The 26,359-nt window shown below is 29.4% G+C and carries 19 protein-coding genes; 15 read left to right on the top strand and 4 right to left on the bottom strand.

The annotated features are described in order from the left end of the window. Positions 1–306: 306 nt before the first annotated feature. Together C7U54_RS12185 and C7U54_RS12180 are read right to left on the bottom strand one after the other, a co-directional pair. Entirely contained in the window at positions 307–942 is a 636-nt protein-coding gene (locus C7U54_RS12185) for a DUF4230 domain-containing protein (RefSeq protein WP_107030481.1), read from the bottom strand. Positions 943–1,043: 101 nt separating this feature from the next. Then, positions 1,044–1,616: a PduL/EutD family phosphate acyltransferase gene (locus C7U54_RS12180; RefSeq protein ID WP_022001384.1), complete on the bottom strand. Its 573-nt coding sequence runs from the start codon at positions 1,614–1,616 to the stop codon at positions 1,044–1,046. Positions 1,617–1,886: 270 nt separating this feature from the next. Here C7U54_RS12180 and gltB point away from each other — a divergent pair, with 270 nt between their 5' ends. The 4 genes from gltB (at position 1,887) to C7U54_RS12160 (ending at position 13,859) form a co-directional block, all read left to right on the top strand. Further along, entirely contained in the window at positions 1,887–6,392 is a 4,506-nt protein-coding gene (gene gltB / locus C7U54_RS12175) for a glutamate synthase large subunit (protein WP_107030480.1), read from the top strand. 3 nt (positions 6,393–6,395) lie between these two features. Then, positions 6,396–7,868, top strand: a complete 1,473-nt coding sequence (locus C7U54_RS12170; protein WP_022001386.1) for a glutamate synthase subunit beta — start codon at positions 6,396–6,398, stop codon at positions 7,866–7,868. A 216-nt stretch (positions 7,869–8,084) separates the two neighbouring features. Next, positions 8,085–9,518 carry a 6-phospho-beta-glucosidase gene (locus tag C7U54_RS12165; RefSeq protein ID WP_107030479.1) on the top strand — a complete coding sequence of 478 codons (1,434 nt, stop codon included), beginning with the start codon at positions 8,085–8,087 and terminating at the stop codon, positions 9,516–9,518. A 231-nt stretch (positions 9,519–9,749) separates the two neighbouring features. Continuing rightward, the gene (locus C7U54_RS12160; protein WP_162297521.1) at positions 9,750–13,859 is read left to right on the top strand and encodes a family 16 glycosylhydrolase; all 4,110 of its coding nucleotides are present in this window, start codon (positions 9,750–9,752) and stop codon (positions 13,857–13,859) included. A gap of 128 nt (positions 13,860–13,987) precedes the next feature. Here the strand turns inward: C7U54_RS12160 and C7U54_RS12155 are convergent, their stop codons facing one another. Further along, a complete protein-coding gene (locus C7U54_RS12155; RefSeq protein ID WP_107030477.1) occupies positions 13,988–14,779 on the bottom strand; it encodes a tyrosine-protein phosphatase in 792 nt (263 codons plus the stop codon). A gap of 202 nt (positions 14,780–14,981) precedes the next feature. On the opposite strand from C7U54_RS12155, the gene C7U54_RS12150 reads away from it, so the two are divergent. The 11 genes from C7U54_RS12150 (at position 14,982) to C7U54_RS12100 (ending at position 25,529) form a co-directional block, all read left to right on the top strand. Further along, on the top strand, positions 14,982–16,736 hold the full coding sequence (locus C7U54_RS12150) for a polysaccharide biosynthesis protein (RefSeq protein WP_107030476.1): 1,755 nt from the start codon (positions 14,982–14,984) through the stop codon (positions 16,734–16,736). Positions 16,737–17,010: 274 nt separating this feature from the next. After that, positions 17,011–17,874, top strand: a complete 864-nt coding sequence (locus tag C7U54_RS14805) for a transposase (protein WP_193448618.1) — start codon at positions 17,011–17,013, stop codon at positions 17,872–17,874. A 162-nt stretch (positions 17,875–18,036) separates the two neighbouring features. Continuing rightward, positions 18,037–19,053 (top strand): A/G-specific adenine glycosylase, encoded by a 1,017-nt coding sequence (gene mutY / locus C7U54_RS12140; RefSeq protein ID WP_107030475.1) that lies wholly within the window; start codon positions 18,037–18,039, stop codon positions 19,051–19,053. 42 nt (positions 19,054–19,095) lie between these two features. Beyond that, positions 19,096–19,860: an SseB family protein gene (locus tag C7U54_RS12135; RefSeq protein ID WP_107030474.1), complete on the top strand. Its 765-nt coding sequence runs from the start codon at positions 19,096–19,098 to the stop codon at positions 19,858–19,860. Then, positions 19,838–20,596 carry a ChbG/HpnK family deacetylase gene (locus tag C7U54_RS12130; RefSeq protein WP_022000944.1) on the top strand — a complete coding sequence of 253 codons (759 nt, stop codon included), beginning with the start codon at positions 19,838–19,840 and terminating at the stop codon, positions 20,594–20,596. The genes C7U54_RS12135 and C7U54_RS12130 overlap by 23 nt, the downstream gene beginning before the upstream one ends. Beyond that, on the top strand, positions 20,589–21,128 hold the full coding sequence (locus C7U54_RS12125; protein ID WP_032089481.1) for a DNA-3-methyladenine glycosylase I: 540 nt from the start codon (positions 20,589–20,591) through the stop codon (positions 21,126–21,128). The genes C7U54_RS12130 and C7U54_RS12125 overlap by 8 nt, the downstream gene beginning before the upstream one ends. Before the next feature lie 53 nt (positions 21,129–21,181). Next, positions 21,182–21,958 carry a hypothetical protein gene (locus C7U54_RS12120; protein WP_107030473.1) on the top strand — a complete coding sequence of 259 codons (777 nt, stop codon included), beginning with the start codon at positions 21,182–21,184 and terminating at the stop codon, positions 21,956–21,958. A gap of 137 nt (positions 21,959–22,095) precedes the next feature. Next, the gene (gene serC / locus C7U54_RS12115) at positions 22,096–23,181 is read left to right on the top strand and encodes a 3-phosphoserine/phosphohydroxythreonine transaminase (RefSeq protein ID WP_107030472.1); all 1,086 of its coding nucleotides are present in this window, start codon (positions 22,096–22,098) and stop codon (positions 23,179–23,181) included. A gap of 10 nt (positions 23,182–23,191) precedes the next feature. Further along, positions 23,192–24,352, top strand: coding sequence for a phosphoglycerate dehydrogenase (locus C7U54_RS12110; RefSeq protein ID WP_107030471.1), 1,161 nt, complete (start codon positions 23,192–23,194; stop codon positions 24,350–24,352). Positions 24,353–24,758: 406 nt separating this feature from the next. Beyond that, positions 24,759–25,127: an Rpn family recombination-promoting nuclease/putative transposase gene (locus C7U54_RS12105; RefSeq protein WP_162297520.1), complete on the top strand. Its 369-nt coding sequence runs from the start codon at positions 24,759–24,761 to the stop codon at positions 25,125–25,127. Between the two features lie 27 nt (positions 25,128–25,154). Next, complete coding sequence (locus tag C7U54_RS12100) at positions 25,155–25,529, top strand: hypothetical protein (protein ID WP_107030469.1); 375 nt, start codon at positions 25,155–25,157, stop codon at positions 25,527–25,529. Between the two features lie 31 nt (positions 25,530–25,560). Here C7U54_RS12100 and C7U54_RS12095 read toward each other — a convergent pair whose 3' ends face one another. Further along, positions 25,561–26,346, bottom strand: a complete 786-nt coding sequence (locus C7U54_RS12095; protein WP_022000735.1) for a polysaccharide deacetylase family protein — start codon at positions 26,344–26,346, stop codon at positions 25,561–25,563. Positions 26,347–26,359: the final 13 nt, after the last annotated feature.

The following is a 26,359-nucleotide window of genomic DNA, read 5'->3' as shown; positions in this document are numbered from 1 at the left end:
TTATTGCCTTTACTAATGAAATGAGTGCTGCCACATGTAGGACATGAAAATCTAGATGGCTTGAATCTAATATCGATTTCATAATTAGATTCTTTATGATCTACAGTAAATGTTTCAACAACATCATCCTTGATATCAAATAGTTTTAATAATTCGTTGTTCATAATAATAATTTAATCAGGACCAGACAGTAAAATTGTATCAAAAAAGGGGATGATTCACATCCCCGCGAGAATTTAGAGGGTACTCCGCCTAATAATTTAGAGTGAACCTCTAAGCACCGGATAATTTAATATACCGAGTTTGTTACTCATCGGTTTTTGCATCTTCAATTGTAATATTTAATTTATAATGATCTTTAATTTCTGGAATAGCCTGTAGATATGTGGTTAAGGTTTGTTCAGCTTTTGTTTTAGACTTTTCTAAAATACCATTAGAAATAGCTTCTTTTTCATTTTTTTTCTTTTCTTTAGTCGCAAAAGATTTATAATCGTTAATACTTATCTGATTAAAAATATTTGATGATTCATCATATACTTCAATAGAGTTTTCATCAATTTCATGACTTAAAATTTTTGCAGCAGGTAAAGTAATATTTAATTGCTCATTATCGATACTTATTTTAGCCTGTTTTAAATCAATCCCTGCTTTAATAGATCCATCATATGTAATAATAAAAGTTTTTTGTGTTAAAGGAATTTTCCAACCATTAAAAGATAATTTATTAGAAAATTTTCCTACTTTGCTATAATCATATGAATAAAGTGCAAGCTCATTAATTTCAGTTAATTGATTTTTAATGGTTGTTGAAGTAATTTTATCATTGTTACTACCACTTGCATAATGAACACCTGCAAAAAAGATTGCAATAACTAAAACTATAATTGCTATAACACCACCAATAGCCTTTTTTGACTTTCCAAGAGTATCTAATATTTTCATGTCATCACCCACGAAGATTATATCATAATTTGTCGAAGTAAGATATTATAGGTATAAAAAAAGAATGATTTTAGAAATTATATCTAAAACCATTCTTTTTCTTATTTAACGATTTTACCGTAAACTTCTCTACCACAAGCTGCTGCATTACTTTCATCAGTATCAATATGCATAGCTGTTGCATATGAAGCGCTTACACGACAAACAACATCACCAAAGATCAAAGAACGTCCATCTGTATTAATTTCAACTTTAACGATTTCTTTATCTTTTACTCCAAATTTTTCAGCATCTTCAGGTGTTAAGTGAATATGTCTTTTTGCAGCAATCACGCCACAAGGAATTTCAACTTCTCCTGCAGGACCAACTAATTTACATCCAGCAGTTCCTTCGATATCTCCTGATTCTCTAATTAATGCTTGAACACCAATGCTTCTAGCGTCAGTTAAAGAAATTTCTACTTGAGTTTCTTTTCTTGTAGGTCCTAAAACAGACATATTTAATTCTCCTTTAGGTCCAATTACTTTTACTCTTTCAACACAAGCGAATTGACCAGGTTGAGATAAATCTTTTTTATTTGTTAATTGATGACCTTCACCAAATAAAGTTGCTAAATCTTTATCACTTAAGTGAATATGTCTAGCAGAAGTTTCGACAATAAACATATCTTCCATATTTTTCTCCTCTTTCCATATATTAATACTACATTTATTCTACTCTTTTTATCATTTAATGCCAATAAATTAAAAAAAAATAAAAAAAATTTTTCTCACTTTTGAAATAAATTTATTAATTTGCTAAAAAAAGATTATCAAATCATTGATAAAACATTAAAAAATGTATACAATATAACTGTTTTTTAGGAAAATCATAAAAAAAGTGCTAATCTTTACACATATTACTAAATGTGCTATTCTAACTGTACAAAAAAAGGAGGAACCTTTATGAACAAAGAAAATGTAGGTTTATATGATCAGTCATTTGAACATGATAACTGCGGAATAGGGGCCGTTGTTAATATCAAAGGATTAAAAACTTATAAAACAGTAGATGATGCTTTAAAAATCGTTGAACAATTAGAACATCGTGCTGGAAAGGATGCAGCAGGGGAAACTGGAGATGGTGTAGGAATCTTAACACAAATACCAGATGAATATTTTCAAAAGATTATTAAAGATTTTACATTACCTCAAAAAGGACATTATGGAGTTGGAATGTTCTTTATGCCTCAAGATGAAAAAGTACGTTTACGTGTCAAAAAAATGTTTGAAACAGTTGTTAAAAAAGAAGGATTAGAATTTTTAGGTTGGCGTGCTGTACCAACTGTACCTAGTGTTTTAGGGAAAAAAGCATTAGATGCCATGCCATATATTGTCCAAGTATTTATTAAAAAACCTCATGGCGTAAATTGTGGTTTAGATTTTGATAGAAAATTATATCAAGTGAGAAGAATTTTTGAACAAAGTCAATTTGAAGATACTTATGTATGTTCACTTTCAAGTCGTACAATTGTTTATAAAGGAATGTTCTTAGTACAACAACTTCGATTATTCTTTAAAGATTTACAAGATAAAAGTTATAAAAGTGCCATTGCTTTAGTTCATTCACGTTTCTCAACAAATACAATGCCATCATGGAAAAGAGCCCATCCTAATAGATTTATTGTTCACAATGGTGAAATCAATACAATTAAAGGAAATGCGAATAACATGTTCTGTCGAGAAGAAAACATGCAAACAGATGTTGTGGATACTTCAAAAATATATCCAGTTGTTGATGTCAATGGTTCCGATTCAGCTATGTTAGATAATACATTGGAATTTTTAGTAATGTCAGGTATGGAACTTCCAAGAGCTGTCATGATGTGTATTCCAGAACCTTATGAAAATGATAAAAGCATGTCACAAGCAAAAAAAGATTTCTATGAATATAATGCTACACTTATGGAACCTTGGGATGGACCAGCATCTATCTTATTTAGTGATGGAGACATCATGGGGGCTATCTTAGATAGAAATGGTTTAAGACCATCACGTTATTACATTACAAAAGATCATTATTTAGTATTATCTTCAGAAGTAGGATCATTAGATATTCCAGCTAAAGATATTATTTTAAAAGAAAGACTAAGACCTGGAAAAATGTTATTAGTTGATACTGTTAAAGGTGAACTTATTGAAGATGATGTTTTAAAGGAAACGTATGCAACAAAACAACCTTATGGAGAATGGTTGGAAAGCAATTTAATTAATTTAAAAGATATGAGAATTCCTAGTATTAGAGTAGAAAGATACGAAGGAGAAGAATTAACTAAATTACAAAAAATTCATGGTTATAGTTATGAAGATACAAACTATATTAAAAATTTAGCTTTAACTGGTAATGAAAATATTGTAGCAATGGGAAATGATACACCAATTGCAGCTTTATCAACAAAACATCCACCATTATTTAATTACTTTAAACAATTGTTTGCACAAGTAACCAATCCACCAATCGATGCTATTCGTGAAGAAATCATTACTTCAACAAGCATTTGTATTGGTCGAGATGGAAATATGTTGGAAGATAAACCAGAAAACTGTCATTTATTAAAAATCAATCACCCTATTTTAAGTAATACAGATATTTTAAAAATCAAAAACTTGAAAAAAGAAGGCTTTAAAGTAGGTGAAGTTAATATTACATATATTAAAAATACTTCATTAGAAAAAGCAATTGATCGTGTTTTTGTAGAAGTAGATAAACGTTATCATGAAGGATGTAATATTGTTATTTTATCAGATAGGGCAGTAGATGATAACCATTTACCAATTCCTTCGTTATTAGCTGTTGGAGCTGTTAACTCTTATTTAGTAAGAACTAAAAAACGTAACAGTTTAGCTTTAATTCTTGAATCAGCTGAACCAAGAGAAGTACATCATTATGCGACATTGCTTGGATATGGTGTTTCAGCTATCAATGGTTATTTAGCACAAGATACAATCTTTGATTTAATTGATCAAGGTTTATTAGATAAAGATTATTATGCAGCCGTTGATGATTATAATAGTGGTATTTTACATGGTATTGTTAAAATTGCTTCTAAAATGGGAATTAGTACAATTCAATCTTATCGTGGATCACAAAACTTTGAAGCAATCGGTTTATCAAGTGATTTAGTGAATAAATATTTTTCTAAAACAGTAAGTCGTATTGAAGGAAAAACAATTAAAGATATTGAAAAAGATGTCGAATATAGACATGATCAAGTATATGATCCACTTGGATTAGATGTAGACATCTCATTAAACAGTGCCGGCGATCATAAAGAAAGATCAGGAAAAGAAGAACATTTATATAATCCAGCAACGATTCATAAATTACAACAAGCAACACGTTTAGGTGATTATCAATTATTTAAAGAATATTCAAAAATGATTGATGAAGAAGGTGCACATCTTAATTTAAGAGGTTTAATGCAATTTAAAAAGACAAAATCAATTCCAATTGAAGAAGTTGAACCTGTGGAATCAATTGTTAGAAGATTTAAAACAGGTGCGATGTCTTATGGATCAATTTCAAAAGAAGCACATGAAACAATGGCGATTGCAATGAATAGATTACATGGTAAGTCAAACAGTGGTGAAGGTGGAGAAGATCCAGAAAGATTTAAACAACTTCCTAATGGTGATAGTAAATGTTCAGCTATTAAACAAGTTGCCTCAGGACGTTTTGGAGTAACAAGTGAATACTTATGTAGTGCCAATGAAATTCAAATTAAAATGGCACAAGGAGCAAAACCAGGAGAAGGTGGACACTTACCAGGTGGTAAAGTTTATCCATGGGTTGCCAAAACAAGACACTCTACACCAGGGGTTAGCTTAATTTCACCACCACCACATCATGATATTTATTCAATTGAAGACCTAGCACAATTGATTTATGACTTAAAGAACGCTAATAAAGAAGCACGTATTTCAGTTAAACTTGTATCAGAAGCTGGTGTTGGAACAGTTGCTGCCGGTGTTGCTAAAGCAGGTGCTGGTGTTATCCTTATTTCAGGATATGATGGAGGGACAGGGGCTGCTCCTAAAAACTCAGTTTATAATGCAGGTCTTCCATGGGAATTAGGTTTAGCAGAAGCTCATCAAACATTGATCATGAATGATTTAAGAAGTCGTGTTGTTATTGAAACAGATGGTAAACTCATGACAGGTAGAGATCTCGCAATTGCTACTTTACTTGGAGCAGAAGAATTTGGTTTTGCGACAGCACCACTTGTAACAATGGGCTGCGTTATGATGAGAGTATGTAACTTAGATACATGTCCAGTAGGGGTTGCTACACAAAATCCTATTTTAAGAAAACGTTTTAAAGGCAAACCTGAATATGTTGAAAACTTTATGCGTTTCATTGCTCAAGAATTAAGAGAATATATGGCTCAGCTTGGATTCAAAACAGTTGATGAAATGGTTGGTCGTAGTGATTTATTAGAACCTAAGGATGATGTTGAAAATATTGATTTATCAAAAATCTTAAATAATCCATTTACATCTAATAAACATAGTCGTCATGAAAAAAATAATGAATATGATTTCAAATTAAATGAAGTCAAAGATACAACAGTTCTTTATAAACAATTTAAAGAAGCTTTAGATAAACATCAAGGTAAAGAAATTGATGTCCATGTTACAAATATCGATCGTTCATTTGGAACACTCTTTGGATCAGAAATTACGAAGAAATATGGAACATCATTAGAAGAAGATACTTTCAAAGTTAACTGCTATGGAGCAGGTGGTCAATCATTTGGTGCTTTCATTCCTCAAGGTTTAACATTACATCTTTATGGAGATAGTAATGACTACTTTGGAAAAGGCCTATCAGGTGGTAAATTAATTGTGGTACCACCAAAAGATTCAACAATTAAACCAGAAGATAATATTATCATTGGTAACGTTGCTTTATATGGAGCAACATCTGGTGAAGTTTATATCAATGGAGTTGCTGGTGAAAGATTTGCCGTACGTAACTCAGGAGCACATGCCGTTGTTGAAGGTATTGGAGATCATGGTCTTGAATATATGACAGGTGGTATGGTTGTTGTTTTAGGAAAAACAGGGCGTAACTTTGCTGCTGGTATGTCTGGAGGTATTGCTTATGTCTATGATCCAGATAATACATTCTATGAACATGTCAATAAAGAACTTGTAGAATATAAAAATGTGAAATCACGTTATGATGAAGATCAATTAAAAGAAATGATTCAAAAACATTATCAATATACAAATTCAAATGTTGCGAAAAAGATTTTAGATGACTTTGGAAATGAAGTTGCACACTTCAAAAAAGTTGTTCCTCATGATTATAAACGTATGATGTCACTTATTAGTTCATTTGAACAACAAGGACTTACAAATGAACAAGCAAAAGTAGAAGCATTCAATGCTTTTAAGAAAGGAATGTAGATTATGGGAAAGCCAACAGGATTTTTAGAAATAGAAAGACAAGTATCAACAGAAGTTGAACCATTAAAACGTATTAAGAACTTTAATGAATTTCATAAACCATTATCTCGTGATGAACAATCATGCCAAGGAGCTCGCTGCATGGATTGTGGAGTTCCTTTCTGTCAAAATGGAAAAATGATTCAAGGAATGGTATCAGGTTGTCCACTAAACAACTTGATACCTGAATGGAATGATTTAATTTTCCATAAAAATTATAAAGCCGCTTTAAAAAGACTTTTAAAAACAAATAATTTTCCAGAATTCACATCAAGAGTATGTCCTGCTTTATGTGAAGCAGCATGTACTTGTGGATTAAATGGAAATCCCGTTACCGTAAGAGAAAATGAAAATGCAATTATTGAAACAGCTTATGCTTCCAATTGGATGCAACCCCATCCACCTAAACATCGTATTGATAAAAAAATAGCAATTATTGGGTCAGGCCCTTCAGGACTTGCAGCAGCCGATCAATTAAATAAAAGAGGTTATCAAGTAACAGTCTTTGAAAGAGAAGATCGTTTAGGAGGGCTATTAATGTATGGTATTCCTAACATGAAACTTGAAAAACATATTATTGATCGTCGTATTGAATTAATGGAAGAAGAAGGTGTTGTTTTTAAAACAAATGCCGGTATTGAAAATAAAAAACAAGTTCAACAATTATATAAAGAATTTGATCGTGTTATTCTTGCTTGTGGTAGTAAAAAAGCTAGAGATATTAAAGCACCAGGGAGAGATGCTAAAGGTATTTACTTTGCTGTTGATTATTTAACTGGAATTACTAAATCATTACTTAATAGTCAATTAGAAGATCAAACTTTTGTTGAAACAAAAGGTAAAAATGTACTTGTTATTGGTGGTGGAGATACTGGTAATGATTGTGTTGGTTCAGCTATTCGTTTAGGATGTAAAGCAGTTATTCAATTAGAAATGATGCCAGAACCACCTCATGAACGTTTGGATTCAAATCCATGGCCTGAATGGCCACGTGTGAAAAAGACAGATTATGGACAAAATGAATCTATTGCTGTCTTTGGACATGATCCTCGTCTTTATCAAACAACTGTTAAAGAGTTTATTAAAGATGATAAAGGAAATGTAAAACAAGTCGTTATTGTCTCACTTGAATCAAAACAAGTAGAAGGTCGCATGCAAATGGTTCCTGTTAAAGGAAGCGAAAAAACATTAGATGCAGATATTGTTTTAATTGCTGCAGGATTTGTAGGCTGCGAAGATTATGTTGCTAAAGCTTTTGATGTAAAACTTACACCAAGAGGAAATGTGGCAGATGAAAATTACCAAACAAATCAAAAACAATTGTATGTTGCTGGTGATATGCGTAGAGGTCAATCTTTAGTTGTTTGGGCAATTAGAGAAGGACGTGAAGTGGCACGTGCAGTTGATGAAGATTTAATGGGGTATTCTAATTTATAGGATATCAAAATATACTCACAATCATTGATAGAAAACCTTGGGATATTCTCGAGGGCTAAAAGTTAGAGAATATTCTCTAGCTTTTTTTGTAAATATTATTTACAATGATTACTTTTATAAGCTGATTTTTGTAAATGTTGGTTTAAATGATAAGAGAATATTTTATAGATTTATAACCTTATGGTATAATGATAAAAAAGAAGACGGAGGTAGTATATGGCTTTACAAAAAGACTTTTTATGGGGTGGAGCGTTAGCTGCTCACCAATTTGAAGGAGGAGTATTAAATACTTCTAAAGGATATTCTGTAGCGGATGTTATGACAGCAGGAGCACATGGAGTACCTAGAGAAATCACTGATGGTGTGGTAGAAGGTAAATATTATCCTAATCATGTAGGAATTGATTTTTATGGACATTATAAAGAAGATATCGCTATGTTTGCGGATATGGGATTTAAATGTTTTAGAACATCAATTGCATGGACAAGAATTTTCCCATTAGGGGATGAAGAAGAACCTAATGAAGAAGGATTACAATTCTATGATGATGTTTTTGATGAATTATTAAAATATGGTATTGAACCTGTTATTACATTATCACATTTTGAAATGCCTTATCATTTAGCTAAAGAATACGGTGGATTTATGAACCGTAAAACAATTGATTTCTTTGTTAAATTTGCAGAAGTATGTTTCAAAAGATATAAAAACAAAGTTAAATATTGGATGACTTTCAATGAAATCAATAACCAAATGAACTTTAAAAACGATATCTTTGGTTGGACAAACAGTGGAGCTCATTTTGGAAACTATGATAATCCAGAAGAAGCAATGTATATCTGTGGACATCATACATTAGTAGCATCTGCTAAAGCAGTAAAAATTGGTAAAGAAATCAATCCTGATTTCAAAATTGGAAATATGATTGCAATGGTTCCAATTTATCCATTTAGTTGTCGTCCAGCCGATCAAGTATTAGCACAACAACAAATGCATAATCGTTTCTTCTTCTGCGATGTACAATGCCGTGGACATTATCCTGCTTATGCTTTAAAAATGTTTGAAAGAAAAAGATTCAATATTGATATCACTGAAGAAGATAAAAAAGCATTAGCTGAAGGTACTGTTGATTATATTGGCTTTAGTTATTATATGACAAATGTTGTAGATTCAACAGTCACAAAAGATGTTTCAAAATCAACAGATGGTTCAAGTGAACATTCAGTTAAAAACCCATATATTAAAGAATCAGATTGGGGATGGGCTATTGATCCAGAAGGATTAAGATATGCATTAAATATGTTCTATGAAAGATATGAAAAACCATTATTTATTGTAGAAAATGGTTTTGGAGCAATTGATGTTAAAGAAGAAGATGGTTCATGCCATGATCCATATCGTATTGATTACTTAAGAGCTCATATCGAAGAAATGAAAAAAGCTGTTGAAGAAGATGGTGTTGATTTAATGGGATACACTCCTTGGGGATGTATTGACTGTGTTTCATTTACAACAGGTGAAATGAAAAAACGTTACGGATTTATCTATGTAGATAGAGATAATGAAGGTAATGGAACATTAGAAAGAAGCAAAAAAGATTCTTATGATTGGTATAAGAAAGTTATTGCTTCTAATGGTGAAGAATTATAATATAGAGGAACTTCCAAACGGGAGTTCTTTTTTACTAAAAGAAAATAAAAATATAATGTATTTACTAAAGAACAATCGAACTTATTTGATATAAAATTTTATAAAATAGCCCATTAGAATTTATTTTAGTAAAAAAATAGTTATAAATAATAAATAATAGATTGACTTTTACTAAAATTATGCGATAATACTCTAATGGAAGCGGTAACAACAAGAGAAAGGGAAAATTTTATGAAAAACAAAAAAATAAGTAAAGTTGTTTTATCAATATTGACATCAATGTCAATGCTTAGTTCGTATTCAGCAACGATCTTTGCTGAAACACCAAGTCAAGAAACCGGTGTTGCACATGAACATGATTTAATCGAATTAGAACGTAAAAGTGATTTAATTACAAATGGTGGGTTTGATAATAATGGTGGTTCATGGAAAAAAACAGGAACAGGTACATTTGGAAATGATAATGGAAATTATTATGGAAAGTTATCATCAAATTCTAATAATGCAGCAGTTTATCAAGTAGTAAGTTTTAAGAAAAATACAGATTATGTTGTTAAAGGAAAAGTAAAAATTTCTAATGCGAAAGGTCAAGTATTTTTAGCAGTAAAAAATGGTCAATTAAGTGCAGGATTAAAAGATAATAATGGAAAAACGATTGAAACGACGATTTCTTCATCAGAAGATAAAGCAGGTCAATATCAAGATATAGAATTTACTTTTAATTCAGGTGAAAATACTTCTGGATCTATTGCTTTTATTAAATGGACAGAAGAAAATGGTAACCAAGATATTATTCAAGAAGAAGTGTGGATCGATGATGTATCCGTTAAAGAAGTAAGCAATGCTTCAGAAGATGATCAATATGAAATGGTTTGGGCTGATGATTTTAATAAAGGTCAATTAGATACTTCAAATTGGGATTATGAATTAGGTTCAATAAGAGGTGTTGAACAAGAACATTATGTAAATGATCCAGAAAATGTTTATGTAAAAGATGGACAATTAGTTTTACAAGTAACTAATAGAGATAAAGAAGATCAATATAAAAATCCTAGAGGCAATAGACAAGTTATTTATAATTCAGGAAGTATTAGAACTCATGGGAAAAGAGAATTTTTATATGGAAGAATTGAAATGAAAGCAAAACTTCCTAAAGGAAAAGGTGCTTTCCCTGCTTTTTGGACATTAGGTTCAGATTTTACGTTAGATGGTAGAATTAGCAGTGAACAAGGTGCTTCGTGGCCAGTTTGCGGTGAAATCGATATCATGGAAATGATTGGTGCAGAAAATGAAGACTTAAATGGAAAAAGCAATAAGAAAGTTTATCAAACTTTACATGCTGGTTCAGCTGCAGATGTAGATCATTCAAAATCTATTTCAACATATACATTACCAAAAGGCATCTTTAATGATGATTATCATATTTTTGGTCTTAATTGGTCTAAAAATAAAATGGAATTTTATGTTGATAATAAAATTGTAGGATCTATTGATTATAGCAATAATGAAGAATATAAAAGATGTTTTAACAGACCACAATATATTCAAATGAATCTAGCAACTGGTGGAAACTGGGCTGGAGATGCTGGAGATAATCTTGCAGGGCAAAAATATGAAATTGATTATGTTTATTATGGTCAAAATGCTCAACAAAAAGCAGATTCTAAGGAATACTATGAAAATGCAATCAAAATCAATGGTGAACATGATGTGACAATGACAGAAGGTGAAACACCTAATTTATTAGAAGGTGTGACTTCTGATCAGGATAGTATTTTAGATTATTCAATTGATAATGAATATTCATTTAAATCAAAAGGTGGACTTACTTCTGTTGATTTAGTTTGTTCAGGTAAAAATGATAAACAAAGTTTAAAGAAATTAAAACCGGGTAAATATAACTTATACTATACAGCTAGAAGTAGTACTGATTCTACAAAACCATCAACAAGAAGAGCAGTTATACTTACTGTTTTACCTAATGGTAAACAAGATTTAATTGAATTAGATCGAGAACTTATTAAAAATGGTTCTTTTGAAAATGGAACAAATCCTTCATCTGGCTATGAAATAAATAGTCGTACATCATGGCAAGTCACAAATGCAAGATTTACAAAATGGCCAGGATGTTCATATGAAGGAAGCTGGTGTGGTTTTTTACCAGAAAATAATGGAAATGCTAATATTTATCAAACAGTTAATTTAAAGAAAAATACAAAATATAAACTAAAGGCAAAAGTGCAATTAACAGAAGTAGGACAAACAATGTTTGTCAACTTAAAAAAGAATGCACAATATCTTGTAAATAACAATGAAATTACAGTAAAATGTACAGAAGAAAATAAAGGACAATATCAAGATATTGAATTAGATATTGATACAGGAGACCAAGAAAGTATTTTTAATGGTAAAAATTCTACTGATTTAACAGTTTGTTTTATGAAATGGACTGAATCAACAAATGATGCTACATATAAAGGAAAAGTATTTGTTGATAATGTTTCTTTAACGGAAGTGACAAATGAAGATGAAAATTATAATCTTGTATGGGCTGATGAATTTAATGAAAGTGAATTAGATAAAAAGAATTGGGGTTATGAATTAGGACATATTCGTGGTTTAGAACAACAACATTATACAAATAGTAAAGATAATGTTTATCTTGAAGATGGAAATTTAGTTATTAAAGCAACAAATAGAAAAACAGAAGATCAATATGAAGTAACACAAGGAGATACAACAAGAAAAGTTATTTATGATTCAGGAAGTGTAAGAACTCATGGTAAACAAGAATTCTTATATGGAAGAATTGAAATGAAAGCTAAATTACCTAAAGGTCAAGCAGTATTTCCAGCGTTTTGGACCTTAGGTTCTGATTTTCATTTAGATGGTAACATTGCTCAAGGTATTGGATGGCCTGATAGTGGTGAAATAGATATCATGGAATTAATTGGTAATGGAACTGCTGGTGGGGTTAATGGTAATAAACAAGTTTATCAAACACTTCATTATGGTACTAATGGTGAAGATGATGGAAAGTATGCTGGACATGGTACTTGTTATACATTACCAAGTGGTATCTTTAATGATGATTATCATGTTTTTGGAATCAATTGGTCAAAAGGAAAAATTGAATGGTATGTAGATGATCAAATTGTAAGAACAGTTGATTATAGTGATGATCAAAGAGCTTTAGAATGTATCGATAGACCGCAATATATTGAATTTAATTTGGCTTTAGGTGGAGCTTGGCCTGGTGCTGCAGGTGAAAACTTAGCAGGAACAAAATTTGAAGTAGATTATGTTCGCTATGCTAGAAATGAACAACAACAAAAAGATGCGGATACTTTCTATGCAAATGCTTATAAAATTAGTGGTGAAAAAGATGTTACGATGACAGAAGGAGACATGCCAGATTTATTAGCAGGTATTACTGTTGATGAAGGAACTGTTGTTGATTACTCTATTAATGATGAACCAATGTTCACAAATGTTGGTGGAAATACACATGTATCACTATTATGTACAGGTAAAGATGATCAAGAAGCCTTAAAATCATTAAAACCAGGAACATATAATTTATATTACACAGTATATGAAAAAGGAAATACAACAAAGGCAAGAACAAGAAGAGAAGTTTTACTTACAGTTGAAGAAAGAGTTTTCGAAAAAGATTTAGAAAAATCTGGATTAGAATTAAATGGTTTCGTTGGTGATACATTAGATACAATTAAATTACCTGAAGGTTGGGTATTTGAAAATCCAAAAGAAAAAATCACAAAAGATACAAAAGAAGTAAGTGTTAAATATTCAGAAATTGATGGTAAAGTTGGAACAGCTTTAATTAATGTTCAAGAAAGAGCACAAATTATTGCTGGTGAAAATAGTAAATATGATGTTAAAGATTCAAAACCATTGAAAATTACAATGAATATTTCTAAAGAAAATGTTTTAAAAGTATTTGTTAATGGTAAAGAATTAGATACAAAATACTATACAATTGAAAATGTTTCTAACAAAGTAAACATTATTTTAAGTGAAGAATATTTAAAAACATTAGATAATGGAGAATATACTATTAAAATTACTTCTACATTAGGAAATGTTGAAACAACATTTACAGTAGATAATTCTAAAGACGACAATACAAATCAAAAACCAACGACTGATAAAAAAGATGATGCAAACAATAAAACAAATAATGTTACGACGACTGTTGTCAAAAATACAACTCAAAAGAGTACAAAAACAGGTGATCAAACACCAGTTGAATTACTTACAATCGGATGTTTGGTATCATTACTAGCAATTATTATCTTAAAAAAGAAAAAAGTATTTTAATAAATTACAAAAGAAGTTTAAACAATAAAAGTTGTTAAACTTCTTTTATTCTATGCTTATAAATTGACGCTTACTTTTTAAGTTTTTATAGGAATAAATAAAAGGAGTCTTTGTTGACTCCTTTTGAATTATTTAGATTTAAGTTTTTTAGCTAATTTTTTAAAAAATGATTCTCTTGCATAGACAGGTTCTAACCATTCATTTTTTAAAATATGTAAAGGATTTTCTGACATTAAAGTATGAATAGCATGATAATTATATTTTTTTTCAAGTAAATAAAATATTTTATTTAAACAAGGTTTTCGAGAACCAGTAGCTCGATGCGTATCTGTAGCAATTACATGGATCAAGCCTTCATCTAATAGTTGAAAAGCTATTTTTTTAGCTTGTTTACCATGATATCCTAAAAAGCTTGTAGCATTTACTTGAATAATACAACCACTTTCAATAAAACTATTTACTCTTTCAATATCTAGTCCATTTTTAAAATATCTTTCAACATGAGCAATAATAGGAGTATAACCTTTAAATTGTACATCATATAATCTTTCTTCTATTTCTTGTTCATTTCCTATTTCTTTTCGTACATCAAATTCTACTAATACATATTGTGTGTTTTCGATAGGAATAAAAAGATTTTGATCTAGAGCTTTTTGATAATCATGATTAAGAAATAATTCACAGCCATCTAATATATCAATATTATATTCAGTTGCTAGCATTCTTAAATCATCAATTCTTTGAATAAAATCATGAATATCATCTTTAGTATGAACACCAGGAGTTACATGTGGTGTAGCAACGATTGCACTTATTCTATTTTCTCTAGCAAGCTCTAAAGCTTTTCTTGCATCTTCATAAGATGGCATACCATCATCAATATTCCAAGCATAATGACCATGTATATCAATAAAAGACATGAAATCTCCTCCAATACTAATTGATATTATCTATCAATTAGTTTGAAAAATCAATAGAAATGAATTGTATTAAGGATATTGATATGGTAGTATTTGAATACAAAAAAATGAATGATAGTGTCGTTGAGTGTCAAATAATGTCGTTTAGTAAAAAGAACAAAATAATTATTGTTATTTTTATTTTGGACATTATAATGGTCATATAGAATTAAGCTTTTTACGATATTCTTATTATTTATTAAGTGGTTTAATTGTAAGTAGCTTAATCTTTTTTGTCTTATTAAGATTATATGACAGTTTATGGAGATATGCTTCTGTCAATGAATTATTAAATGTTATTATAGCATCAGTTTTAAGTACGATTTTTTATTGTATTTTATGTACGATTTGTCCGGTGACACCACCTATTAGTACGGTGTTCCTTTATTTACTTATCTTGCTTATGCTTGTTGGTGGAGCTAGATTTGGATATCGTTTTTTAAGATTATATGCTACTAGACACCATTTATTAGGTAGAGGAGAACATATAGAAAGTCGTGTCATGATTATTGGTGCTGGTTCAGCTGGTGAAAAGATTTTAAGAGAAACATTAGTTACACCAAAAATCAATAAAGAAGTGGTATGTTTTATTGATGATGATTTATCTAAAAAAGGAAGAAGAATCCATAATGTACCTGTTGTTGGAGGAAGAAATGAAATCTTGCAACAAGCTGAAAAATATCATGTAGATGAAATTTATATTGCTTTACCTTCTATTGATGATAAAGAAGTTTCTGAAATTTTAAATATTTGTAAAGAAACTAAATGTAAATTAAAAAAATTACCTGGTATTTATCAATTCTTAAATGATGAAATTACTTTAGAAAAATTAAAAGATGTAGAAGTTCAAGATTTACTTGGAAGAGATCCTATTAAAGTAAACTTAGAAGAAATTATGGGATATGTTCAAGATAAAGTTGTCATGGTTACTGGTGGTGGAGGATCTATTGGTAGTGAGTTATGTCGACAAATTGCTAAGAGTCATCCTAAACAATTAATTATTGTAGATATTTATGAAAATAATGCTTATGATATTCAATTAGAATTACAACGTAAATATCCTAAATTAAATTTAGAAACAATGATTGCTTCTGTTAGAGATCAAAATAAGATCAATGATTTATTTGCTTATTACCATCCAGATATTGTTTATCATGCAGCAGCTCATAAGCATGTACCTTTAATGGAAGATGCACCACATGAAGCAATTAAAAATAATGTTTTTGGAACTTTAAATGTTGCTAAAGCTGCAGATCAATACGGAGTTAAAAAGTTTATTTTAATTTCAACAGATAAAGCTGTTAACCCAACCAATATTATGGGTGCTTCAAAAAGATTATGTGAAATGATTGTTCAATCATTTGATAAGAAATCAAAAACAGAATTTGTAGCTGTACGTTTTGGAAATGTATTAGGATCTAATGGATCAGTTATTCCATTATTTAAAAAACAAATTCAAAATGGAGGGCCAATTACTATTACTCATCCTGATATTATTCGTTATTTTATGACGATTCCTGAAGCTGTTTCGCTTGTATTACAAGCAGGAGCGTATGCTCATGGTGGGGAAATCTTTGTCTTAGATATGGGAAAACCTGTTAAGATTTTAGATATGGCTAAAAACTTAATTAAATTATCGGGATTAGAGCCAGATGTAGATATTGAAATTAAATTTATCGGTCTAAGACCTGGTGAAAAGTTGTATGAAGAAATGTTGATGAAAGAAGAAGGTATGCAAACAACACCTAATAAGATGATTCATATTGGTAAACCTATTGAGTTATCTCATGATTTCTTTGATCAATTAGATCATCTTTATCAAGTGGCTTATGATGAAGATAGTAATATTAGAAAAGAAGTTCATCAAATGGTTGATACATATCATTATGATGAAAATACAACACATGGTATCAAATAATCTAACAATCAAATGTTAGATTTTTTTGTATATTAAAATATTAAATAAAAGACCACTTTTCTCATAACTACAGTATTTAGGTGTTAAAAGAGTTGAATAAGCAGCTTCATTTACTATTTTGTTCTACAATATATTTGTAATCAAAATAGAAAGTTGAGGATATAACTAGAGTACTGTAAAACCTAAAAAAATTTCTTTAGTTGACTTTATTAATCAATTTGGTCAAGAAGATCGACAAATTAATTTCTTTTTGAATTTAAAATGGCCTACTGGCTTGTCTTGCGATAAATGTGATTGTCATGATTATTACTTAGTCAAAAGAAAGAATGTTAAGAATGGCTATCTCCTCATTTGTAAAAAATGTGGACATCAACATTCTTTATTAGCTAATACTATTTTTCAGGATTCTAATCTATCTTTGCTTAAAATTCTTATTGGCTTATATGTTTTCTTTAATTCCAATAATGGAGTTAATGGAAATCAATTGGCTAATTACATGGATGCTAATGTGAAAACTGCACGTAAATTTAGTAAAAAATGTAGAATTTTGATGGCTGAAAGTAATAATTCTAAGATTTTACAAAGCTCATTTTATGAAATCGATATTCTTGAAATTGGTGGACATCATAAAGGAAAACGTGGGAAAGACTCTGAAAATAAGCAACCAACGCTTTTAATATTGTCTACTTTAGAAGATAACAACTATCCCCAATATGTTAAGCTTCATACTTTACCGAACTATAAAGGTGAACCTATCGAAGAATATCTCAAAGAAAAATGTTTGTTTGACCCAACTATAGTAATCAACTGTGATAGAGATAAAGCATTTTTTTGCTTAAATAAATTAGCACAGTTAGAAAACAGTGTTGTAGATTATACAAAGGAAAATCATAAATTAAAGTGGTTGAATACTTTTACAGGAAATATTCAATCAAATATCAATCACTTATATAGATTAGTTAAAAAACGTGATTTACCATTATTCTTATCCGAACAAGAATGGAGAATAAATCATCGATATTCAGGTAAAAGAATTATGGATAAAGTGAAAAAGTATATTAGTATGTCAACACCTGTTACTTTTAAACAAATAACAAATTCTGTACTTGCTTATGAAAAACAATTTTTGTCTGCTTAGTATGAGAAAGGTGGTCTTTTATTAAAATTAAATAAGAAATCATTAATTGGATTTTTGATTCTTGTTGGTGGAACATTATTAATGTTACTTTAAATATGGCGAAAGCCATATTTTTCTTTTCAAAAGAAATAATATCCTTTAAAATAAATAAAGGTGAAAAGAATGCAAAAACAATTAATACAATGGTATCAACAAAATAAAAGAGACTTTCCTTGGAGAAAAGACCAAGATCCATATCATATTTGGATCAGTGAAATTATGTTACAACAAACAACGACAGAAACAGTTATCCCTTATTATGAGCGTTTTCTAGAAAACTTTTCTACAATTGAAGAACTTGCCAGTGCTTCTTTAGAAGAAGTCTATAAAATGTGGGAAGGTTTAGGATATTATCGACGTGCGAAGCATTTACATGAAAGTGCTCAAATAATTGTTGAAAAATATCAAGGGAAATTTCCTTATGAATATAATGATATTTTATCTTTAAAAGGAATTGGAGAATATACTGCCGGTGCTATTAGTTCAATTGCTTATGGAAAGCAAGTTCCAGCTGTAGATGGCAATGTTTTAAGAATTATCAGTCGTTATTATTTGCTTAAAGAAAATATAGCAGAAACAAAAGTACAAAAGAAAATCTATCAAATAGTTCAAGAATTGATTTTAAATCAAGATGCTTCTGCTTTTAATCAAGGAATGATGGATTTAGGAGCAACGATTTGTAAACCTGTCCATCCACTTTGTTCTCGTTGTCCGATTCAAAAAGAATGTTTAGCTTTTAAAAATAAACAAACGGATGTTTTACCTATTAATATAAAAAAAATAAAAAAACAAGAGATAAGTTATATTACAGGAATCATCACTTATCAAGATAAATATTTACTTATTCAAAATCCACCAGGAGGATTATTAGAAAATTTTTATGGTTTTGTACAATATGATGTTGAAAGTCCCTATAGTTTTGTTTCTTCTTTTCAAGAAAAGTATCATCAAGATTTAATAATTCAAGCACATATTAAAGATATTAAACATGTTTTTAGTCATCGTACATGGTTTATGCATGTTTATCATTTTGTTTTAGAACATGAAATAGAAGGAATGTATACTTTAGAGGAAATAGAGGCTTTACCTTTATCAACTGCCCATTTAAAAGTTTTAAAAGCGTATCTAAAGTTCATGTAAAATACAAATAAAATAAATATAATAGTTAAAGGGTGTGATGCTATGAAATTATTTAAGAAAGAAAGTAAAATTGAAAAAGAGGAGTACTTTTCTTTTTGTGTTGAAGGAATTTATAAACATAAAAATGGTGAATTGTTTGTTTTAGGAATAGTTGATGGAATTATACAAAAATTAGATTCTTTATTTTTGATAGGTCCTTATGGTTATGAAGAAAAAGTAGAGATTCAAGAATGGATAGAAGTAGATTCTAAGCAAAATTATTATGCATTATTGATTGATCAACGTTTTCAAGAAGAAATAGATCAAGGGTATATCTTTACGAATAAAAATAATCATTTAGCTTCTTCTCGAGAAGAAGTTTATAATCCTTATCTTCAATTTTTATTAGATCAAGTTAATCGTCAACACTATGATTATTTAGATATTTTATTTGAACAACTTGCGACAAGAGCTTATTTTTTAGCTGTATTTGATTATCAAGATTTTCCTATTTATCAAATAAATGATAAAAAATATTATCCAATTTATACAAGTCAATTAGAAATGAATAAAGATCAAAAATGTAAAAATAAAAAAGGTTCAGTTTATAGTTTTGATGATTATTCTAGAATGTGTTTAAATCAAGATAAACTTGATGGAATTATCATTAATCCTTATCATAAAGAAAGAAGTATTGTTTTAAATAAAGATGTTATTCAACATATTAGAATAATTAAAGAAAAAAATATAAAAACATATGCGAAAGCTAAAAGTTATCTTAAAGATAGGAAAAGGAGACAAAAGTATGAAATTGATTATGAGAGCTGATGATTTAGGATTTAGTGAAGCAGTCAATTTAGGAATTTATAAAGCAGTTAAAGAGGGTGTTATTACAAGTGTTGGGATGATGACAAATATGGAACATGCAAACCATGGGTATGAACTTGTAAAAGATTTTGATATTGCTTTAGGGCAACATACAAATATTTGTGCGGGAAGACCCTTAACTGATCCTAAGCTTATACCATCTTTAGTTCAAGAAAATGGTGAATTTTGTTCATCAAGAGAAATTAGAAGTAGAAAAGAAGATACAGTAGTTATTGAAGAAGCTGAGATGGAAATTGAAGCACAATATTTACGTTTTAAAGAAATCACTGGAAAAGATCCTGATTATTTTGAATGTCATGCTGTTATTTCACAAAACTTTTTTATAGCTTTAAGAAATGTGGCTAAAAAATATGGTCTTTTTTATGAAAATGTTTTATTTGATCAAGAGTTTGAAAAAGAAAATAATATTTATGGTATTGCAATGGCCAAGCTTAATGAACAAATGCTTTATGATCCAAAAGAATATATTGAAAACAGTTTAGAATTTATTAGAAATCATGATGTATCCGTGATGGTTTTCCATCCAGGGTATTTAGATCAATATATTCTAACACATTCATCTTTTACGCTTATTAGGGCAATGGAATGTGATTTTCTATGTTCATCATGGTTAAAAGATTGGCTTAAAGAGTATCAAATTGAATTAACTGATTTTAGAAAGGTTAAAAATGCATAGATGTTCATGGGTCAATGATGATCCTCTTTATATTGATTATCATGATCATGAATGGGGAAAACCTGTTTATGATGATCAAAAATTGTATGAAATGTTTTTATTAGAAACATTTCAAGCAGGGCTTTCTTGGATCACTATTTTACATAAAAGAGAAGCTTTTAAAGAGGCTTTTGATCAATTTGATGTTAATAAAATAGCAATGTATGATGATTGCAAAATAAATGAGTTAATGAATAATCCAAAAATCATTCGTAATTCTAGAAAAATTAAAGCGGCAGTTAAAAATGCACAAATATTTATTGAAATACAGAAAGAATATGGTTCTTTTTCTAAATATTTATGGGCTTATACAAATGATAAAATTATTTATGAAAAAAAAGAGAATGAAACAACGAGTACGTTATCAGATCAAATTTCTAAGGATTTAAAGAAAAAAGGCATGTCATTTGTAGGAAGTATTACAATCTATTCTTATTTAGAAGCAATTGGGATTTATAATCATCATGATAGAAATTGTTTTTTACATCTTTAAAGAACAGTTTCTTTTTTTGTATTATTAGGTATAATAAAAATAAGGTGAGTTTAATGCAAAAAAAGAGACAATTAAAAACTTGTATTGTTGTTGTCGTTTTAATGTGTCTACTAACGGTTTCCATGACATTTCAAACAATTTGTGTAAAGACAATCAGTGATAATTATATTAATTCACTTATTGTCAATCAAATTATTGATTTAATTATAGACGAAGAAACAGATGCAAATTTTCAACAAATAAATCAGTTACAAAATAAAATAAAAAAGAGTGATGCTCTTTATCAATTAAATAGATATGCTTTTGATCAATCTATGCGAAATACCAATAAAAATAAAATAAAATTAGATCAAAAAGAATTACAAAAATTTTCTACATCATGTAAAAAAATGATCAAAGATGAATTGAATATATCTATTGAAGAAAAACAAATTATGAATATTTTAAAACAAAATCAGTTTTGGAATAAAATGATTCATCGTATGAAAAATAAGTTAAGTTATTTTTCAAAAATCTTTGTTTTTATTTATTCGATTATGCAATCAATATTTTTTAGAATAATTATTTTATTGTGGATATTGTTATGTTTTTTTAGATTATATAATTTAAATAAATCAGGTTTTTCTTTGGTTTTTTCAATAGTTCTTTTAGTAAAAGGCTTGATTGATTATATGATGATAGGATTAATTGAAATATCAAAATCTTTTTATATTAAGATGTTAAATATTCCTATTTCATCTATAAGTATTGATTCTTATTTGATTGTGGCAATGGTATCTTTAATGATTGGCATGATTCTTTTTGTTTGGCATATATATAAGGCAGAGTAATCTGTCTTTTTGCTTATATTTTTTTATCTCTTTGATAATAAATTATAAATTGTATGATTTTATACAATTTCACTAGACAAACAAAATTGTATACAATATAATGTTAGCAATACAAATAAGAAAGGAAGGTTTTATATATGACCGAAAAAAGAGTTTACAATTTCTCAGCAGGTCCTTCAATGTTGCCTGTTGCTGTACTTGAAAAAGCAGCAAAACAAATGTTGAATTATGAAGGCAGTGGTATGTCTGTAATGGAGATGAGTCATAGATCCTCTTCCTACTTAGATATCTTTGAAAAAACAAAAGGATTATTAAAGAAAGTGATGAATGTTCCTGACAATTATAAAATTGTTTTTATTCAAGGGGGAGCAACTCAACAATTTTCAATGGTTCCTTTAAATCTTTTAAAGAATGGGAAAGCTGATTATGCGATTACAGGTGCTTTTAGTAAAAAAGCAGCTGCAGAAGCAAAAAAATATGGGGATATTCATATTGTTTATGATGGTAGTAGCTATGATTTTAAACATATTCCAACACAAGATGAATTAGATTTATCTAAAGATGCATCTTACTTACACATCTGTGCCAATAACACAATTTATGGAACAGAATGGAAATATGTTCCTGAAACAAATGGCGTACCAATTATTGCGGATATGTCATCTAATATTTTATCAAAACCAGTAGATGTAAGTAAATATGGGATGATTTATGCGGGTGCTCAAAAGAACATGGGAATTGCTGGATTAGGAGTAGCAATTATTCGTGAAGATTTACTTCAAGATGTTGCCCAAACAACACCTGTTTTATTAGATTATAAATTGATGATCAAAAATGATTCAATGTATAACACACCACCAGCTTATGCAATTTATGTTTTAGGACTTGTTCTTGAATGGATTGATTCTTTAGGTGGATTAGAAGTTATGAAAGAAAGAAATGAAAAGAAAGCTAAATTAGTTTATGACTATTTAGATCAATCGACTTTCTATAAAGCACATAGTGATAAAGAAAATAGATCACTTATGAATGTGACTTTTACAACACCAAATAAAGATTTAGATGCGAAGTTTGTTAAAGAAAGTATCGAAGCAGGCATGACAAATTTAAAAGGTCATCGTTCTGTAGGGGGAATTCGTGCTTCTATTTACAATGCAATGCCATATGAAGGTGTTGAAAAACTTGTCGCATTTATGAAAGAATTTGAAGAAAATAATCGATAAGGAGTCAAGTATGTATAAGGTTAAATTGATGAATAAAATATCTTCAGTAGGATTGGATTATTTTAATGAAGATTATGAATATGGGGAAACGTTAGAAAATGAAGATGCTATTTTACTTAGAAGTGCATCTTTACATGAATATGAATTTACAAAAAATGTTAAAGCGATTGCGAGAGCTGGTGCGGGGGTCAATAACATTCCTGTTGAAAAATGTTCAGAAAAAGGAATTGTTGTTTTTAATACACCGGGGGCAAATGCGAATGCGGTAAAAGAACTTGTTTTATGTGCTTTATTTTTATCAAGTCGTAAGATCGTTGAAAGTATTGAATGGGCCAATACTTTAAAGGATGATGAAAATGTAGGAAAGACAGCAGAAAAAGGAAAATCAAACTTTGTAGGGCCTGAAATCGAAGGTAAAAAATTAGGGGTCATTGGTCTAGGTGCTATTGGAGTTTTAGTTGCAAATGCAGCTAATAAACTAGGAATGGAAGTTTATGGATATGATCCATTTATGTCTGTCAATTCTGCTTGGGCTTTATCAAAACATGTACGTCAAGCAAAAGATATGGATGAAATATTTAAAACATGTGACTATATTACTGTCCATGTACCAAGTACTAAAGATACAAAGGGTATGTTAAATAAAGAAAAGTTTGCATTAATGAAAGACGGAGCACGTTTATTGAACTTTGCTAGAGGGGATTTAGTTGTAAACGAGGATTTATTAGAAGCAGTTGAATCAGGTAAATTAAGTAAATATATAACTGATTTTGCTTCACAAGAATTAATTGGAAAAGATAATATTATTGTATTACCTCACTTAGGAGCTTCTACTCCTGAAAGTGAAGATAACTGTGCGAAAATGGCGGTTCAAGAATTAAAAGATTTCTTAGAAAATGGAAATATTAAAAATTCTGTGAATTTCCCAGCTGTTAATCAACCAAGAGAATCAAAAGTAAGACTATGTATTACCAATAAAAATATGCCAAATATCTTGGCACGTATTTCTAAATTATTTGCTGATCACAACTTAAATATAGAAAATATGGTGAACCGTTCTCGTGGGGATTATGCTTATACATTAATTGATACAAATGATGATGTACGTCTAGATATTATTGAACGTATCGAAGCAGCTGAAGGAATTATTAATGTAAGAGTGATTAAATAAAACTTTATAAACGTATTTCAAGAAGTCCTAAAGGACTTCTTTTTTTAGACTATTTGTCTATTGAAAGAAGGAAAAGAAAAAGATAAAATGATAATAGAAATGAGACAAATATGAAACAAATATGAGACGAATTATCTTTAAGCATATGATACAATTAAATCAGAAAACTCCTTATAAATATTATAAAAAATAAAAATAAAAAGCGATGTATGAAACCTTAATATAAAAAATCATATAAGGAGGAAAGAGGATGTGCATTAAATAAAGAAATACCAGTGATAGTGCCTGTAAAAAACTACTTAGAGATGAAGGATGCTTTGCCGATCTCTGTAATTATGCTTTTTTTCAAGGAAGACAGATTATTAAACCCGAAGAACTTGTTTCAAGAGAAAATGATCTGTCGACCTTGATAGGAAATGTAGATGATCCAACAGAGATCAAAAGATATCGGGATGTCGTAAGAAAAGCAGGTATCCATGGAGATTATGTGATTATCGGAATTGAACACCAAAGCACTTTTGATAAAAATATGATTTTTCGCATACTCAACTATGATGCAACGACTTATATCAATCAAGTTGAAAGTAAAAAAGAAGTCTATCCAGTAGGAAGCTTTGTGTTCTATACGGGAGATGAAGAATGGAAGTTGCCAGAAACATTAAAAGAAACATTGAAAAGTATACCATCAGAGATGGAACCTTATATCAATGATTGGAGACTACCTGTTATCGACCTTAAAACAATGGATGCAAGAAAGCTTACGAATCGAAGATAAAGAGATGTCGTAGAAATTAGTCAAAGTATGTTTGCAGGAAGTTATGAAGGATTAAGAGAAAATCGTAAAATTGAAACAGAAAGCTTCATGATGGCTGCAACATTTACACGTGCAAATATTAGAAGAGAAGATTTACCAGAAGGAGATGAAATCAATATGTGTAAGGCAATGGATCAATTATTTCAAAGATTTGAAAATCAAGGAATGGAGAAAGGAGAAACTATTGGATTTGAAAAAGGAAAACTCAATTCTTTAAAAGAACTGCTTAAAGTGAAACTAGGAACTTTATCAAGTCCTTTAGAAAAACAACTCACAAATACATCGCTAGAAAAATTAAATGTTCTTACATTAAATATCTTTAACATCAATAGTGAAGAAGATGTTTTAAAAATTATCAATTAAAAGAGCTATACGATTCATTCGTATAGTTCTTTTATTCTATCCACCATTTAAATAGGGGGAAGGGCATATTAGAAAACATAAGATAACGTGGAAGCAAATATTGTTTATCATTGCGTGTCATATGTCTATTTTGATTGTAACTAAAGGCTAGTTTAACAGAACTTGATTTGAGATAATCTTGCGCATTTTGACAACTGACACCATATGGAAAGGCAAAGTAATCTGTTGAAACAAGGCCTTTGTTTTTTTCAAAGTCTCTTTTTATTTCATTTGTTGTCATGGTTTCTATTTTCTTTTTATAGGGTAAATGGCCAATATGGTGCATATCATAAGAATGACTGTAGTATTCAACATATTGATCATTTTTCAAATCATTTGTTTGTAAGTAAAGTAGGTTATTGGTTTTTGTTTTATAACCAATGACAAAGTTTGTAGCTTGCAAATTATATTTTTTTATAATAGGTTTAACAATAGTGTTAAAGTTTTTATATCCATCATCAAAAGTTAAACATACAGCTTTTTTAGATACTTCTTTTTTTCCATGATAATAGGCTTCAACATCTTCCATGGATAGGCATTGATAATTATTATCCGCTAAATATTTCATTTGTTTTTCAAATTCACTTATAGACATAAAATAAGGATTTGATGCATAGTTTTCTTTTTTTTCTTGTTCACTTACGACACCATGATATCCTAAGATAGCAATTCCATCTTTACCGTTTTCATGAATAATGATGTCTTTTGTCATCCAGCCAAGTCCGATTGCTATGTAACAAACAAGAACACATAAAATGACTTTTAATATATTTTTCATAATATTCCAACTT

The organism is Faecalibacillus intestinalis (assembly GCF_003024685.1).
Taxonomy (GTDB): Bacteria; Bacillota_I; Bacilli_A; order Erysipelotrichales; family Coprobacillaceae; genus Faecalibacillus; species Faecalibacillus intestinalis.
This window is presented reverse-complemented; position numbering and strand designations above follow the sequence as displayed.